Source organism: Enterobacter cloacae complex sp. GF14B (assembly GCF_004136805.1).
Classification (GTDB): domain Bacteria; phylum Pseudomonadota; class Gammaproteobacteria; order Enterobacterales; family Enterobacteriaceae; genus Enterobacter; species Enterobacter hormaechei_C.
In genome coordinates this window covers 33,061-47,957 of the sequence record NZ_QFRV01000006.1, presented here as the reverse complement: position 1 = coordinate 47,957, position 14,897 = coordinate 33,061, and the positions used below count along the sequence as shown (strand labels likewise).

General features: G+C 52.2%; 16 protein-coding genes, 3 tRNA genes and 1 pseudogene. 17 read left to right on the top strand and 3 right to left on the bottom strand.

Annotation, left to right across the window (positions count from 1 at the left end):
• Positions 1-17 precede the first annotated feature (17 nt).
• The gene (gene fliD / locus DD606_RS03480) at positions 18-1,430 is read right to left on the bottom strand and encodes a flagellar filament capping protein FliD (protein WP_047653406.1); all 1,413 of its coding nucleotides are present in this window, start codon (positions 1,428-1,430) and stop codon (positions 18-20) included.
• A 269-nt stretch (positions 1,431-1,699) separates the two neighbouring features.
• Here fliD and DD606_RS03475 point away from each other — a divergent pair, with 269 nt between their 5' ends.
• The 8 genes from DD606_RS03475 (at position 1,700) to sdiA (ending at position 8,861) form a co-directional block, all read left to right on the top strand.
• Positions 1,700-3,010: a FliC/FljB family flagellin gene (locus DD606_RS03475; protein WP_022651462.1), complete on the top strand. Its 1,311-nt coding sequence runs from the start codon at positions 1,700-1,702 to the stop codon at positions 3,008-3,010.
• Positions 3,011-3,173: 163 nt separating this feature from the next.
• A complete protein-coding gene (locus DD606_RS03470; protein WP_003859623.1) occupies positions 3,174-3,893 on the top strand; it encodes an RNA polymerase sigma factor FliA in 720 nt (239 codons plus the stop codon).
• Between the two features lie 54 nt (positions 3,894-3,947).
• Positions 3,948-4,499: a flagella biosynthesis regulatory protein FliZ gene (gene fliZ / locus DD606_RS03465; protein WP_015570235.1), complete on the top strand. Its 552-nt coding sequence runs from the start codon at positions 3,948-3,950 to the stop codon at positions 4,497-4,499.
• 86 nt (positions 4,500-4,585) lie between these two features.
• Entirely contained in the window at positions 4,586-5,386 is an 801-nt protein-coding gene (gene tcyJ / locus DD606_RS03460) for a cystine ABC transporter substrate-binding protein (protein WP_003859627.1), read from the top strand.
• A gap of 103 nt (positions 5,387-5,489) precedes the next feature.
• Positions 5,490-6,476 (top strand): D-cysteine desulfhydrase, encoded by a 987-nt coding sequence (dcyD, locus tag DD606_RS03455; protein ID WP_096946721.1) that lies wholly within the window; start codon positions 5,490-5,492, stop codon positions 6,474-6,476.
• Between the two features lie 21 nt (positions 6,477-6,497).
• Positions 6,498-7,166 carry a cystine ABC transporter permease gene (gene tcyL, locus DD606_RS03450; RefSeq protein WP_003859632.1) on the top strand — a complete coding sequence of 223 codons (669 nt, stop codon included), beginning with the start codon at positions 6,498-6,500 and terminating at the stop codon, positions 7,164-7,166.
• The gene (gene tcyN, locus DD606_RS03445; protein WP_003859634.1) at positions 7,163-7,915 is read left to right on the top strand and encodes an L-cystine ABC transporter ATP-binding protein TcyN; all 753 of its coding nucleotides are present in this window, start codon (positions 7,163-7,165) and stop codon (positions 7,913-7,915) included. Before tcyL ends, tcyN begins: the two co-directional genes overlap by 4 nt.
• Before the next feature lie 223 nt (positions 7,916-8,138).
• The gene (gene sdiA, locus DD606_RS03440) at positions 8,139-8,861 is read left to right on the top strand and encodes a transcriptional regulator SdiA (RefSeq protein WP_003859639.1); all 723 of its coding nucleotides are present in this window, start codon (positions 8,139-8,141) and stop codon (positions 8,859-8,861) included.
• Between the two features lie 64 nt (positions 8,862-8,925).
• Here the strand turns inward: sdiA and DD606_RS03435 are convergent, their stop codons facing one another.
• The gene (locus DD606_RS03435) at positions 8,926-9,150 is read right to left on the bottom strand and encodes a DUF2594 family protein (protein ID WP_003859644.1); all 225 of its coding nucleotides are present in this window, start codon (positions 9,148-9,150) and stop codon (positions 8,926-8,928) included.
• Positions 9,147-9,248, bottom strand: a pseudogene (locus DD606_RS26620) (hypothetical protein); the annotation flags it as partial. The gene DD606_RS03435 and the pseudogene DD606_RS26620, both read right to left, overlap by 4 nt.
• Positions 9,249-9,614: 366 nt before the next feature.
• Here DD606_RS26620 and uvrY point away from each other — a divergent pair.
• From uvrY to DD606_RS03395, 9 genes are all read left to right on the top strand, one after another.
• Complete coding sequence (gene uvrY, locus DD606_RS03430; protein WP_003859647.1) at positions 9,615-10,271, top strand: UvrY/SirA/GacA family response regulator transcription factor; 657 nt, start codon at positions 9,615-9,617, stop codon at positions 10,269-10,271.
• Complete coding sequence (gene uvrC, locus DD606_RS03425) at positions 10,268-12,100, top strand: excinuclease ABC subunit UvrC (protein ID WP_003859650.1); 1,833 nt, start codon at positions 10,268-10,270, stop codon at positions 12,098-12,100. The genes uvrY and uvrC overlap by 4 nt, the downstream gene beginning before the upstream one ends.
• Positions 12,101-12,156: 56 nt before the next feature.
• Positions 12,157-12,705: a CDP-diacylglycerol--glycerol-3-phosphate 3-phosphatidyltransferase gene (pgsA, locus tag DD606_RS03420; RefSeq protein ID WP_003859652.1), complete on the top strand. Its 549-nt coding sequence runs from the start codon at positions 12,157-12,159 to the stop codon at positions 12,703-12,705.
• Positions 12,706-12,868: 163 nt separating this feature from the next.
• Positions 12,869-12,944, top strand: a tRNA-Gly gene (locus DD606_RS03415).
• A 51-nt stretch (positions 12,945-12,995) separates the two neighbouring features.
• Positions 12,996-13,069: transfer RNA gene (locus DD606_RS03410), tRNA-Cys, on the top strand.
• 11 nt (positions 13,070-13,080) lie between these two features.
• Positions 13,081-13,167 (top strand) — tRNA-Leu (locus tag DD606_RS03405).
• A gap of 291 nt (positions 13,168-13,458) precedes the next feature.
• Positions 13,459-13,611: a hypothetical protein gene (locus DD606_RS25870; protein ID WP_023314371.1), complete on the top strand. Its 153-nt coding sequence runs from the start codon at positions 13,459-13,461 to the stop codon at positions 13,609-13,611.
• A gap of 2 nt (positions 13,612-13,613) precedes the next feature.
• Complete coding sequence (locus tag DD606_RS03400) at positions 13,614-13,937, top strand: hypothetical protein (RefSeq protein WP_045337573.1); 324 nt, start codon at positions 13,614-13,616, stop codon at positions 13,935-13,937.
• A gap of 29 nt (positions 13,938-13,966) precedes the next feature.
• A complete protein-coding gene (locus tag DD606_RS03395) occupies positions 13,967-14,893 on the top strand; it encodes a LysR substrate-binding domain-containing protein (RefSeq protein ID WP_022651459.1) in 927 nt (308 codons plus the stop codon).
• Positions 14,894-14,897: the final 4 nt, after the last annotated feature.

Here is a 14,897-nt window from a genome sequence, read left to right as displayed (position 1 = left end):
GGTCTGATTAGCGTTTACTACTTGTTGCTGGACGTATTTTCGAACTGCTGCGTCAGGTAGCTGCTGGTGTTGTTCAGCGAGGTCATCAGTACGTCCAGCTGGGTAAACTGGGCTTTGTACTGCGCCACTCTCGCGTCAATACGTTCGCTCACGGCGTTATATTGATCCGTTAACTTGTTCAGCGTTTTGCTGACGCCATCTTTGGCTGCCTGGATAATGCCTTTACTGGAAAGCCAGTCAGTCAGATGGGTGGCCATGGTGGTGGTGATCCCGGTAGTTTTTCCGTCACCCACAACCAGATCTTTCACGGCAGCCGGGTTCTCCGTCAGCGCTTTTTTCAGCTTTTCGCTGCTCAGTTCCAGCTTGCCCGTGCTTGGATCTGAGGTAATGCCAACCTGAGACAGCGTTTTATAGGCGGTTCCGCCGACGGTGTTGCTCAGCATGGTTTTCAGCTGCGTCTGAATAGTACGCAGCGTACTGTCTCCGAGCAGGGCGCCGTTGCTGGAGTCCTGCGCATCTGTACCCGCATCAACCGCCGTATATTTGGTTAACGATGCAAAGCTGTCCTGGAGGGTGTTGTAGGCATCCACCCAGGCTTTCATCGCCGTTTCCGCTTTCGACGTATCTTTAGCGATCGTCAGCGTCTGGTTACCGGTGGTGACATCGTTCAGGTTCAGGGTGATATCTTCCAGCGCATCGCTGATGGTGTTGCTGCTGTTTTCGATATCGACGTTATTCACCTTCAGCTTCGCGTTCTGCGCGGTGACGCTTTCCGTCATGCCGTTGCTGGCGTCGGTGCTGGTGCCGTTGTAACCCATAAAGGATTGCAGGGCGCTGTCGCCGCTCACGCTGATGCTGACCGCGTTGTCCGCTCCGGTTTCGGTGGAGGTGATGGACAGACGATACTGACCATTACCGACGTTAATAATACTGGCGGTCACGCCGGCGTCAGCTTTGTTAATCGCATCGCGAATGCCGGTCAGCGAGGAGTTTGCCGCGCTGATATCGACGGTCACCGGATCTTTACCGTTACCGGCGGTAAAGGTGATCTTGCTGTCAGCCGTGGCAATGGCCGTTTTGGTATCCGGCTGCGCGTTTTTGGTCGTCAGGGTTTGCGCCTGCGCCAGCTGCGACACGCTGATGGTGTATTTACCGGCAATCGCGCTGCCGGTAGTGGTGGCACTGAATGCCGTGGAGCTGCTCGACGTGCTGGTCGCCGTAAACAGGTCGGCTTTATTCAGCGCGGTGTTGGCAGTCTGAAAGGCTTCCAGTGAACTCTTCAACGTGCCGTAAGCGCTCAGCTTGGCGGTATAAGATGACTGTTGTTTGGAAATCGGCGTCAGCTGCTCTTTTTCGGCCTTGGTCAGACTATCCAGAATGTCTGCTAACTTAAGACCCGATCCAATCCCCAATGATGAAATACTTGCCATATTTATTCCTTAATCTATCGACACGTAGAACGAATAGTGGGGTTATCGGCTTTTATGGGGGAAAGTTTACGGTTAATTTCTTTTTTTTAATGGCGGGAATAACGGTAATAGAGAAGAGCTTTTCCGTGGCTAAAAAAATTAACGCGATCCTGAAAAAAAATCTAAAGGTTGGTTTGGACCAGACGATAACACTTTTGACGGCGATGAAGCCGAAGGGTGGAAACCCAAATCTAACCAAACAGATTTGATGAACAACAGGAATCGAAATCATGGCACAAGTCATTAATACCAACAGCCTCTCGCTGATCACACAGAACAACATCAACAAGAACCAGTCCGCTCTGTCTTCTTCTATCGAGCGTCTGTCTTCTGGTCTGCGTATCAACAGCGCGAAAGATGACGCTGCGGGCCAGGCTATCGCTAACCGCTTCACCTCTAACATCAAAGGTCTGACTCAGGCTGCACGTAACGCTAACGACGGTATCTCTCTGGCGCAGACCACTGAAGGCGCACTGTCTGAAATCAACAACAACCTTCAGCGTGTTCGTGAACTGACCGTTCAGGCAACTACCGGTACTAACTCTGATTCTGACCTGTCTTCCATCCAGGACGAAATCAAATCCCGTCTGGACGAAATTGACCGCGTATCTGGTCAGACTCAGTTCAACGGCGTGAACGTGCTGGCAAAAGACGGCACCATGAAGATTCAGGTTGGCGCAAACGATGGTCAGACTATTTCCATTGATTTGCAGAAAATTGACTCTTCAACCTTGGGTCTGAGTGGATTCTCTGTTTCTCAAAACTCACTCAAGACTAGTGACGCGGTTACACAAATTAATACAGCGGCCAACTCTGCGCCGTTGAATGTTGATTTAAGTGGTGTTGCCTCAGATTTGGATGTAGAAGCATCAACTCTGACTCTGCGTAACGTTCTTGATAAAGATGGTGCAGCAACTGCAAATTACGTAGTTCAGTCAGGAAGCGACTTCTATGCCGCTTCAGTTGACCGCGACAGCGGTAAAGTAATTCTTAACAAAGCAGATATTGATTATACTGATAGTGCAAATGGCCTTAATACCACTGCTACCCAAGCTGGGCAACTGGTTAAAGTTACAACCGATAAAGATGGTAATGCAGCTTCTTACGTTACCTTCCAGGGTAAAAACTATGCAGCTAATGCGGATTCTCTGGTTGATACAGGTGATGACGATGCTACAAACCAAACAGCAGCGGCGACTACTAACAAAGTGACTGTTGCTCTTAGTGGTGCGACCCCTACAGCAGAATTCAAAGGAGCTGCAAGCGCAAATCCTTTGGCTGTTTTAGATAAAGCAATTGCTCAGATTGACAGCTTCCGTTCTTCTCTGGGTGCGGTACAGAACCGTCTGAGCTCTGCGGTAACCAACCTGAACAACACCACCACCAACCTGTCTGAAGCGCAGTCCCGTATTCAGGACGCCGACTATGCGACCGAAGTGTCCAACATGTCTAAAGCGCAGATCATCCAGCAGGCCGGTAACTCCGTGCTGTCCAAAGCTAACCAGGTTCCTCAGCAGGTTCTGTCTCTGCTGCAAGGCTAATCACCTGATTACGCTCAAACCCCGCTTCGGCGGGGTTTTTTCTGTCCGCATTCACGCGTAACCCCCCAAATAACCCCTCATTTCACCCACTATTCACCCGATTAAAACCCCTCCAGAATCGGATAATCATGCCGATAACTCAACTAACGCAGGGCTGTTTATCGTGAATTCACTCTATACCGCTGAAGGTGTAATGGATAAACACTCGCTGTGGCAGCGTTATGTTCCGCTGGTGCGTCACGAAGCATTGCGCCTCCAGGTGCGTTTGCCGGCGAGCGTGGAACTGGACGATCTGCTACAGGCGGGCGGTATCGGGTTATTGAATGCAGTTGACCGGTACGACGCTCTGCAAGGAACGGCATTTACGACTTACGCAGTGCAGCGTATTCGTGGTGCGATGCTGGACGAGCTGCGCAGCCGCGACTGGGTGCCGCGCAGCGTTCGCCGCAACGCGCGCGAAGTGGCGCATGCGATGGGGCAGCTGGAACAGGAACTGGGGCGCAACGCGACGGAAACCGAAGTGGCGGAACGTCTGGGCATTCCTGTTGAAGAATATCGTCAGATGTTGCTCGATACCAATAACAGCCAACTCTTCTCTTATGATGAGTGGCGCGAAGAGCATGGCGATAGCATCGAACTGGTGACGGATGAACATCAGCAAGAAAACCCGTTACACCACTTACTGGAAGGGAATTTACGCCAGCGCGTGATGGAAGCGATTGAAGCTTTACCGGAACGTGAGCAACTGGTGTTAACCCTCTATTACCAGGAAGAGCTCAATCTCAAAGAGATTGGTGCCGTGCTGGAGGTGGGCGAGTCACGGGTGAGCCAGCTGCACAGCCAGGCCATTAAACGCCTGCGCACAAAACTGGGTAAGTTATAGGTGAGTCATTCGCCTTGGAAATGCCGCACAACGTATTGACAACCAGGAGTTATCATGACGGTGCAGCAATCTAAAAGACGGCCTTTAAGCCGCTACCTGAAAGACTTTAAACACAGCCAGACGCATTGCGCCCACTGTAAAAAATTACTCGACCGCATCACGCTGGTTCGTCGCGGTGAAATCGTGAATAAGATTGCGATTTCCCGCCTCGACACGCTGATGGATGAAGCCGCCTGGCTTGAAGAGCAAAAAGAGTGGGTAGCGCTTTGCCGTTTCTGTGGCGATCTCCATTGCAAAGAGCAAAGCGACTTCTTCGATATTATCGGCTTCAAGCAGTTCCTGTTTGAACAAACCGAGATGAGTCACGGCACCGTGCGTGAATACGTGGTTCGCCTGCGCCGCCTGGGTCAGCATTTGACCATGCAAAATATCTCCCGCGATCTGCTGACGACCGGATACCTGGATGAAAATCTGGAGCCCTGGCTGCCCGCCACCAGTACCAACAATTACCGCATCGCGCTGCGAAAGTATGCACAATATAAAGTCCAGATGCCGGGCGTCATAAAGCAGAAAGTCCGCGCCGGAACAACTTCTGATATATATTAAAAAAGAATAAGATGTAGCGCAGCCGCCTTTGACGTTGCAGGCGATTTCTCTACACTACTCAAAAATTCCACTGTATCGGAGTACTTATGAAATTAGCACTTCTGGGTCGTCAGGCGCTGATGGGGATGATGGCCGTTGCGCTGGTCGCGGGGATGAGCGTGAAAACGTTCGCGGCAGAGAATCTGCTCAACAAAGTTAAAGAGCGCGGCACGCTGCTGGTTGGGCTGGAAGGAACCTATCCTCCGTTCAGCTTCCAGGGTGACGACGGTAAACTGACCGGTTTTGAAGTGGAGTTTGCGCAGGAGCTGGCAAAACACCTCGGCGTTAAAGCCTCCCTGAAACCCACCAAATGGGATGGGATGCTGGCGTCACTGGATTCCAAACGTATTGACGTGGTGATTAACCAGGTAACCATTTCTGACGAACGTAAGAAGAAGTATGACTTCTCCACGCCGTACACCGTGTCCGGTATTCAGGCGCTGGTGAAGAAAGGTAACGAAGGCAGCATCAAGTCCGCAGCGGATCTGAAAGGTAAGAAAGTCGGCGTCGGTCTGGGCACCAACTACGAAGAGTGGCTGCGCCAGAACGTGCAGGGCGTGGACATCCGTACCTACGATGATGACCCGACGAAATACCAGGATCTGCGCGTAGGCCGTATCGACGCCATTCTGGTGGACCGCCTGGCAGCGCTGGATCTGGTGAAGAAAACCAACAATACCCTGGCTGTCGCGGGTGATGCGTTCTCCCGTCAGGAGTCCGGCGTGGCGGTGCGTAAGGGTAACGAGGATCTGCTGAAAGCCATCGATGGTGCCATTGCTGAGATGCAGAAAGACGGTAGCCTGAAAGCGCTTTCTGAGAAGTGGTTCGGCGCAGACGTGACGAAATAATTCGCTGACTGACAAAAAAAGGCGCTTTTAAAAGCGCCTTTTTTATTTCTCGCGCGTCTGCGTGCATAATGAAATAACAATTGTTTGCGTGACCGGAGGAACCATGTCACTACAGAATTTAACGCGCTTTCCCCGTCTGGAATTTATCGGCGCACCCACGCCGCTGGAGTTTCTTCCGAGATTTTCTGACTATCTGGGGCGCGATATTTTCATTAAGCGTGACGATGTGACGCCCATGGCGATGGGCGGGAATAAGCTGCGCAAGCTGGAATTTCTCGCCGCCGATGCCCTGCGCGAGGGGGCGGATACGCTGATCACCGCCGGGGCAATTCAGTCTAACCACGTTCGCCAGACGGCGGCAGTGGCGGCGAAGCTGGGGCTCCACTGCGTAGCCCTGCTGGAGAACCCGATCGGGACGCAGGCAGAGAATTACCTGACTAACGGTAACCGTCTGCTGCTGGATCTGTTCAACGTGCAGGTTGAAATGGTCGACGCGTTGACCGACCCGGCAGCACAGCTCGACGAGCTGGCGACGCGTCTGGAAGCGCAGGGTTTTCGTCCGTACGTGATCCCGGTTGGCGGCTCGAATGCGCTGGGTGCCCTCGGCTATGTTGAGAGCGCGCTGGAAATCGCTCAGCAGTGCGAAGGCGCGGTAAGTTTATCCTCGGTGGTGGTGGCGTCCGGCAGTGCGGGGACCCATGCCGGTTTAGCGGTCGGGCTTGAGCGGCTGATGCCGGAGGTCGAGCTGATTGGCGTGACGGTTTCCAGAAGCGTTGCGGACCAAAAGCCGAAAGTCGTCACCCTGCAACAGGCGGTGGCTGAACAGCTTGCGCTTCAGGCGAAGGCGGAAATATTGCTGTGGGATGACTATTTCGCGCCGGGCTATGGCACCCCCAATGATGAAGGGATGGAGGCCGTTAAGCTGCTGGCCCGTCTCGAAGGTATTCTGCTTGACCCGGTCTATACCGGTAAGGCAATGGCGGGCCTGATCGACGGCATCGCCCGGAAGCGCTTTAAGGATGAAGGACCTATTTTGTTTGTTCATACTGGCGGAGCGCCTGCGCTGTTTGCCTATCATCCTCATGTCTAAAAATCAGGTAGAAAAATAACAATGCAAGAAAGTATTCAACTGGTTATTGATTCGCTGCCGTTCTTGCTTAAAGGCGCGGTGTTTACTTTACAGCTCAGTATCGGCGGGATGTTCTTCGGGCTGGTGCTCGGGTTTGTGCTGGCACTGATGCGCATGTCCAACATCTGGCCGGTGCGATGGCTGGCGCGGTTTTACATCTCCGTGTTCCGCGGAACGCCGCTTATCGCCCAGCTGTTTATGATTTACTACGGGCTGCCACAGTTCGGTATCGAGCTGGATCCGATCCCGGCGGCGATGATTGGCCTGTCGCTGAATACAGCGGCGTACACCTCTGAAACGCTGCGTGCGGCGATCTCCTCCATCGATAAAGGGCAGTGGGAAGCGGCGGCCAGTATCGGGATGACCCCGTGGCAGACGCTGCGCCGGGCGATCCTGCCCCAGGCGGCGCGTGTGGCGCTGCCGCCGCTGAGCAACAGCTTTATCAGCCTGGTGAAAGACACCTCCCTTGCGGCGACCATTCAGGTGCCGGAGCTGTTCCGTCAGGCGCAGCTGATCACCTCGCGTACGCTGGAAGTGTTTACTATGTATCTGGCGGCCTCGCTGATTTACTGGGTGATGGCGACGGTGCTGTCCGCTCTGCAAAACTATTTTGAAAACCAGCTTAACCGCCAGGAGCGTGATCCAAAATGAGTGCAATTGACGTCAAAAACCTGGTGAAAAAATTCCACGGGCAAACGGTGCTGCATGGCATTGATCTTGAGGTTGAGCAGGGCGAAGTGGTGGCAATTATCGGCCCGAGCGGGTCAGGCAAAACCACGCTGCTGCGCAGCATCAATTTACTGGAGCAGCCCGAAGGCGGGACGATCCGCGTGGGTGATATCACCATTGATACCGGGAAACCTATCAGCCAGCAAAAAGGGCTGATTCGCCGCCTGCGCCAGCATGTCGGCTTCGTGTTCCAGAGCTTTAATCTCTTCCCGCACCGCACGGTGCTGGAAAACATTATTGAAGGGCCGGTCATCGTCAAGGGGGAACCTAAGGAAGACGCCACGGTCCGCGCCCGCGAGCTGCTGGCGAAGGTTGGCCTGGCAGGGAAGGAGACGAGCTATCCGCGTCGCTTATCTGGCGGGCAGCAGCAGCGTGTCGCTATTGCACGCGCGCTGGCGATGCGCCCTGATGTGATCCTGTTTGACGAACCCACATCCGCGCTCGATCCTGAGCTGGTCGGGGAAGTGCTGAACACCATCCGACAGCTGGCGCAGGAGAAACGCACGATGGTGATTGTGACGCATGAAATGAGCTTCGCCCGCGACGTTGCCGATCGGGCTATTTTCATGGATCAGGGGAGAATAGTTGAGCAGGGGCCAGCTAAAGCGCTGTTTGCCAATCCGCAGCAGCCCCGTACCCGTCAGTTCCTTGAAAAATTCTTAATGCAGTAGCATTTTAGCGTTCAATTTGCTCCAGATGCCGCTTCTGGAGCAAATTATCCTCCCTTAAACTCCGTTCTGTTGCTTTTTTATTCCGCCTGAAGTGGATAAGCCATCGCCAAATTAAAGATAATCTGCCTGTGGCCGATATTTTATATAAATAATCATGCTAAATGTGTTAGGTTATATTCACCATAATAATGATTATCTTTATCAGAGGCTTCATTCGGCAAGTATGAGGGATATAGACTTTTTCACCTGGCGACGGGAATGCGTCCTCCGGTTTCAGCAAATGACCTGTGCTGACGAGGTATATCAGGAACTTCAGCGACAAACGCAGGCGCTTGAATTCGATTATTATGCGCTTTGTGTTCGACACCCTGTGCCATTTACCCGCCCGCGAACATCCGTCCATTCCAGTTATCCGCAACAATGGATGGCGCAATATCAGTCCGAGAATTATTTCGCCATTGACCCGGTACTGAAGCCGGAGAATTTCATTCAGGGACATTTGCCCTGGACGGATGAATTATTCACGGATGCCCAGCAATTATGGGACGGCGCGCGGGACCACGGTTTACGCAAGGGAATAACGCAGTGTCTGATGATGCCAAATCATGCGCTCGGTTTCCTTTCCGTGTCATGTACCAGCTTACAGGCACACTCGATATCCAGTGAAGAAGTTGAGCTGCGTTTACAAATGCTGGTCCAGATGGCGCTCACTACGCTGTTGCGCTTTGAACATGAGACGGTGATGCCGCCTGAAATGAAATTCAGCAAGCGTGAACGGGAAATTCTGAAGTGGACCGCAGAAGGGAAGACGTCGGCAGAAATCGCCATCATTCTTTCCATCTCGGAAAATACCGTCAATTTCCACCAGAAGAATATGCAGAAGAAATTCAACGCACCGAATAAGATCCAGATAGCGTGTTATGCCGCGGCGACGGGACTTATCTGACTGATATCACGTTCTGCGTGTCAGACGAGAAAACGGCTGAATGCTTTGCATCCAGCCGTTTTTGTTACTGGCGGTAGGCTTGTTTAATTTGCTTAACCGTATTGGCAAAAACAGCGGATTCCGCCTGGTCTTCCATCTGCGCGATCTGTTTTTCCATTTTAATGATCACACGACCAGCATCAGCCTGGCCCATCGCCTGTAGCATAAGCGTCAGCAGCGACTTCAGGCAGTTTACTTCCTGTGCCAGTTCCTGGTTATTCTCGGCAGTGGCAAATTCAGGTGTGCTCATTTATTTTCCTCATTATAAAACAGCGCATGAGCGCGACGATGAAAGTTAAGGCGGCGGAGTATACCACAAGCTATGGCAAAAAATGCAGTGGTTGTTTTTTATACTTGTCGCGCCGCGATTATTGGTCGACGCGGATTATGAAGGTACTCTGTCCAATATGTTAGCGGCAATTAAATGTTTATCCCCGGTTCGTCATTCGTTAATTGTTGTTACAAAAAATCGCGCGCTCTTTTTCGTTTGGGTTAACAACTGTTTTAGTAACTTTTTGAATATCGATGCTAGAAAATAGCGGTAAAAGCCCAGCGGACAAGGGTTTTCTTTCCACTTGCTGTACAGCCTAATTTCCAAAAACGAGACCAGAATCGTATAGCCGATTTTTTAGCGTTTTAATCTTGCATGGAAAACCGTTAATATAAACCCAATTAGCAGTCAGTAGCGTTATCCCTATTCTGGAGACATTTCCTTTGATCAACGTCCTTCTTGTTGATGACCACGAACTGGTGCGCGCAGGGATACGACGCATTCTTGAAGATATAAAGGGTATTAAAGTTGCCGGCGAGGCGTGCTGTGGCGAAGATGCCGTCAAATGGTGTCGCGCTAACTCCGCAGACGTGGTGCTGATGGATATGAACATGCCCGGTATTGGCGGGCTTGAAGCCACGCGCAAAATCGCGCGCATGTTCGTTGATACCAAAGTTATCATGCTGACCGTCCATACCGAAAATCCGCTGCCTGCCAGGGTTATGCAGGCGGGTGCTGCCGGGTATCTCAGTAAAGGCGCCGCGCCGCAGGAAGTTGTCAATGCGATCCGCACTGTATACGCCGGGCAGCGTTACATCGCTTCTGATATTGCTCAACAGATGGCTCTGAGTCAGATTGAACCGGAAAAAACGGAATCTCCGTTTGCCAGTTTGTCTGAGCGCGAATTGCAGATTATGCTGATGATCACTAAAGGTCAGAAGGTGAATGAGATCTCAGAGCAGTTGAATCTCAGCCCGAAAACGGTCAACAGCTATCGCTATCGGATGTTCAGTAAATTGAACATTCACGGTGATGTCGAACTGACTCACCTGGCCATTCGCCATGGTTTGTGCAATGCGGAGTCGTTAATAAGTCAGTGAGTGAAGCGTTCGATTCAAAAGCATTTCTGAAAACCGTCACCAGCCAGCCGGGCGTCTACCGAATGTACGACGCTGGCGGTACGGTTATCTATGTCGGTAAGGCAAAAGATCTGAAAAAACGCCTTTCCAGCTATTTCCGCAGCAACCTTGCCTCCCGTAAAACCGAAGCGCTGGTCGCACTTATACACAACATTGATGTCACCGTAACGCATACGGAAACGGAAGCGCTGCTGCTTGAGCACAACTATATCAAGCTGTATCAGCCGCGCTACAACGTCCTGCTGCGCGATGATAAGTCCTACCCGTTTATCTTCCTGAGCGGTGATACCCATCCTCGCCTGGCGATGCATCGTGGCGCTAAGCATGCGAAGGGTGAATACTTTGGCCCTTTCCCGAACGGTTATGCCGTACGCGAAACGCTGGCGCTGTTGCAAAAAATCTTCCCCGTTCGCCAGTGTGAAAACAGCGTCTACCGCAACCGTTCCCGGCCGTGCCTGCAATATCAGATTGGCCGCTGCCTGGGGCCGTGCGTTGAAGGGCTGGTAAGCGAAGAAGAGTACGCGCAGCAGGTGGAATATGTCCGCCTGTTTTTAGCCGGGAAAGACGATCAGGTGCTGACGCAACTGATTACTCGTATGGAAAAAGCCAGCGCGGCGCTGGAATTTGAAGAGGCCGCACGCATCCGCGACCAGATCCAGGCGGTGCGCAGGGTGACCGAGAAGCAGTTTGTTTCTAATACGGGCGACGACCTCGATGTTATCGGCGTAGCCTTTGACGCCGGTCTGGCCTGCGTTCACGTGCTGTTTATTCGTCAGGGTAAAGTGCTCGGCAGCCGCAGCTACTTCCCGAAAGTGCCTGGCGGCACCGAGCTGGGTGAAGTGGTGGAGACTTTCGTCGGCCAGTTTTATTTGCAGGGCAGCCAGATGCGTACGCTGCCCTCGGAGATCCTTCTAGACTTCACGCTCGACGATAAAACCCTGCTGGCGGAATCGCTTTCAGAGCTGGCAGGCCGCCGGGTGAATGTCCAGACGAAACCGCGGGGCGATCGCGCACGTTATCTGAAGCTGGCGCGAACCAATGCCGCCACGGCGCTGACCACCAAACTGTCCCAGCAGTCGACCGTCAGTCAGCGTTTAACCGCCCTTGCTACGCTGCTCAAGCTGCCGGAAGTGAAACGCATGGAATGCTTCGACATCAGCCATACGATGGGTGAGCAGACCGTGGCGTCGTGTGTGGTCTTTGATGCGAATGGCCCCCTGCGGGCAGAGTATCGTCGCTATAACATCACCGGCATTACGCCCGGTGACGATTATGCCGCCATGAACCAGGTGCTGCGCCGTCGCTATGGTAAAGCGATTGAAGAGAGCAAAATCCCGGACGTTATCCTTATCGACGGCGGGAAAGGGCAGTTGGGGCAGGCGAAGGCGGTATTCGAATCGCTCGACGTAGAGTGGGACAAGAACCATCCGCTGCTGCTAGGGGTAGCGAAGGGGGCAGATCGTAAGGCTGGCCTGGAAACGCTGTTCTTTGAGCCGGAAGGCGAGGGCTTTAGCCTGCCGCCGGATTCCCCTGCGCTGCACGTGATCCAGCATATTCGCGATGAGTCGCACGATCATGCCATCAGCGGGCACCGTAAAAAACGGGCGAAAGTGAAAAATACCAGTACCCTTGAGACGATTGAAGGCGTCGGGCCAAAACGTCGCCAGATGCTGTTGAAGTATATGGGCGGATTGCAAGGATTACTCAACGCCAGTATGGAAGAAATTGCAAAAGTGCCGGGTATTTCGCAAGGGCTGGCAGAAAAGATCTACTACTCGTTGAAACATTGAGGGCTCTGTAGCAACATAGAGCTAAATTTTACTGACAACAGACAGTTACCGTCATCATGCGATTTAATATCCCTACGTTGCTCACTCTCTTTCGCGTTGTGCTCATTCCATTCTTCGTCCTGGCATTTTACCTGCCGGTCGTCTGGGCGCCTTTTGCCTGTGCGCTTATTTTCCTGATCGCTGCCGTGACGGACTGGTTTGACGGTTATCTGGCGCGTCGCTGGAACCAGAGCACCCGCTTTGGCGCATTCCTCGATCCGGTTGCGGATAAGGTGATGGTAGCAATCGCGATGGTGCTGGTGGCGGAACATTATCATACCTGGTGGGTGACGCTGCCTGCCGCGACCATGATTGGACGTGAGATTATTATCTCTGCCCTGCGCGAGTGGATGGCGGAGCTGGGTAAACGCAGCAGCGTGGCGGTGTCCTGGATCGGTAAAGTTAAAACCACTGCGCAGATGGCGGCGCTGGTGTGGATGCTGTGGCGTCCGAATGCCTGGGTTGAGTGGGCCGGCATTGGTCTGCTGTGGGTTGCGGCGGTGCTGACATTGTGGTCAATGCTGCAATATTTGAACGCTGCGCGCGGTGATTTGCTTGAACAGTGATCGTTTCGGCTTAATTTTCAGCAAACGATCCTGAGATGCAAAAAATAACGTTGACTCATAACGTCATATCAGTAGAATGCAACGCATCGAACGGCGGCACAGTTAGCCGGACGATAATGAAATCAAGTGGTTAGGAAGTCGTTAAATAGTTACTTGATGACATGCGGGAATAGCTCAGTTGGTAGAGCACGACCTTGCCAAGGTCGGGGTCGCGAGTTCGAGTCTCGTTTCCCGCTCCAGATTAAAGCATCGGCAGTTTGCGGGTGCAGGTCGAAAGACAACAGATTTAAGGCGCGTTAGCAAAGCGGTTATGTAGCGGATTGCAAATCCGTCTAGTCCGGTTCGACTCCGGAACGCGCCTCCACTTTCTTCCCTGGCCGGATGGTGGAATCGGTAGACACAAGGGATTTAAAATCCCTCGGCGTTCGCGCTGTGTGGGTTCAAGTCCCACTCCGGCTACCATGGGAAAAGCAGAATAATCAAAGCAATAAGCAGTGTCGTGAAACCACCGAAAGGTGGTTTTTTTGTGCCTGCAATTCCCCCTTCCTGACAACAAATCTTATTTTTCGTGCCTGACCCATGCACAACCATAATTTTTCGATCATTATGCGTTGAGGGCGTTTCCTTATCGCGTAAATTCTTATATCTCCGTTTCATCGATTGCCCTGCGGCAGCTTCGCAGATAACTTCATTTGGATTTTCCTTAGAAGTAGTGGAAGAGCTTGCAAATAGGCTGGGCAAGGGTATCAACAAATGATCAAAACATTGTTCTCCGGCGACAAGCTCTCGAACGTACAGGATATGAAGTACGGTTGGCAAGAGGCATCTAAAACCGCAATGGCGCTGGATTTGACCACTGGGAGCATTACGGGATGGCAGATGTACCAGATAGCTAAAGAGAACTGATTATGTCACAAGAATTAGAATTTTCGCTTCATCCACCCGTTTGGCCTGCCATCGTCTATTTTGTTGTATCTGTTGCAATTTTTTTCTTGCTTTATCTCGGGAAACTAAAAGTTAACAGGCTGCATAAATACCCGCTATTTATCGCATATCTGGTGTTTGTAATCGCTGTTGCAGCCGTTCAGATAAACATCTTTGCTAATGGCTACGAGTTTGTCCGCAGCTTTTTGCATATCGATTTTGACCCCTATCGATATGACTCGGTATATTGGGGATCATTGTTTTTCTCCATAATTTACTTGCTGGCGTTGCCCCGGAACAAGTTTTAGCATAATGAAATTTTCATTTAAGGGACGTTATGTCTTTACCGCCATTGTATGCACTGCGTGCGTTTGAAGTTGCTGCACGGTTGAACTCCTTCAGTAAAGCCGCTGAAACGCTCAATATTACGCCGGGTGCGGTCAGCAGACATGTTCGTACCCTTGAACTGTGGTTCGACTGCGAGCTTTTCAAAAGGCAAGGTCCTCGCGTGGAGGTCACTGAAGCCGGGCGAGTGCTTGCCGGACAGCTGAACGAGAGCTTCACGAGCATTGAATGGGCCTGCCGGGCATTTCGCAGTGAAAACCACCTGCTGCGGTTAAAAGCACCCAGCACCCTGACCATGAGATGGCTTCTCGACGTGCTGCGATCTTTTCGCAACAACCATGCAAAACCACAGGTTGAGATTGCCAGCGTCTGGATGGACATTGATACCGTTGATTTCAATCTTGAGCCCTACGACTGCGCCATCCTTCTTGGTAATGGCCGTTTTGGTGACACAACGGAAAGTCAGCTGCTTTTTCATGAATGGCTTATCCCGGTTTGTACTCCATCACTTATCGAACCGGCCCGGCAACGGCTTCCGCAATGTGATTTGATCCATCCTTCACCCGACAGACGTGACTGGCGGCGCTGGCTGCGAAGAACAGGATTGTTCCCGGGGCTCGATATGAGCAGCGGTATGGTCTTCGATACCCTTGAACAGGGAAGTATTGCCGCGATGAACGGGCACGGCATCGCTATCGCCGACCTGCATCTCACGCTTGATGCCCTGAAAAGCGGCCTGCTGGGCCTGCCGTTCAGGGAAGCTATTGCGACAGGGGATGGCTACTACCTCGTCTGGCCAAAAAATTCACTCAAAAGAGAGAGCATTCAGCATCTTCTGGCCTGGCTGCAAAACCATACCCCGGTCGTTCCGGCGCTGGATATCGATTATCTGGAATACGATGACAGTCGGGTTTATTAATACC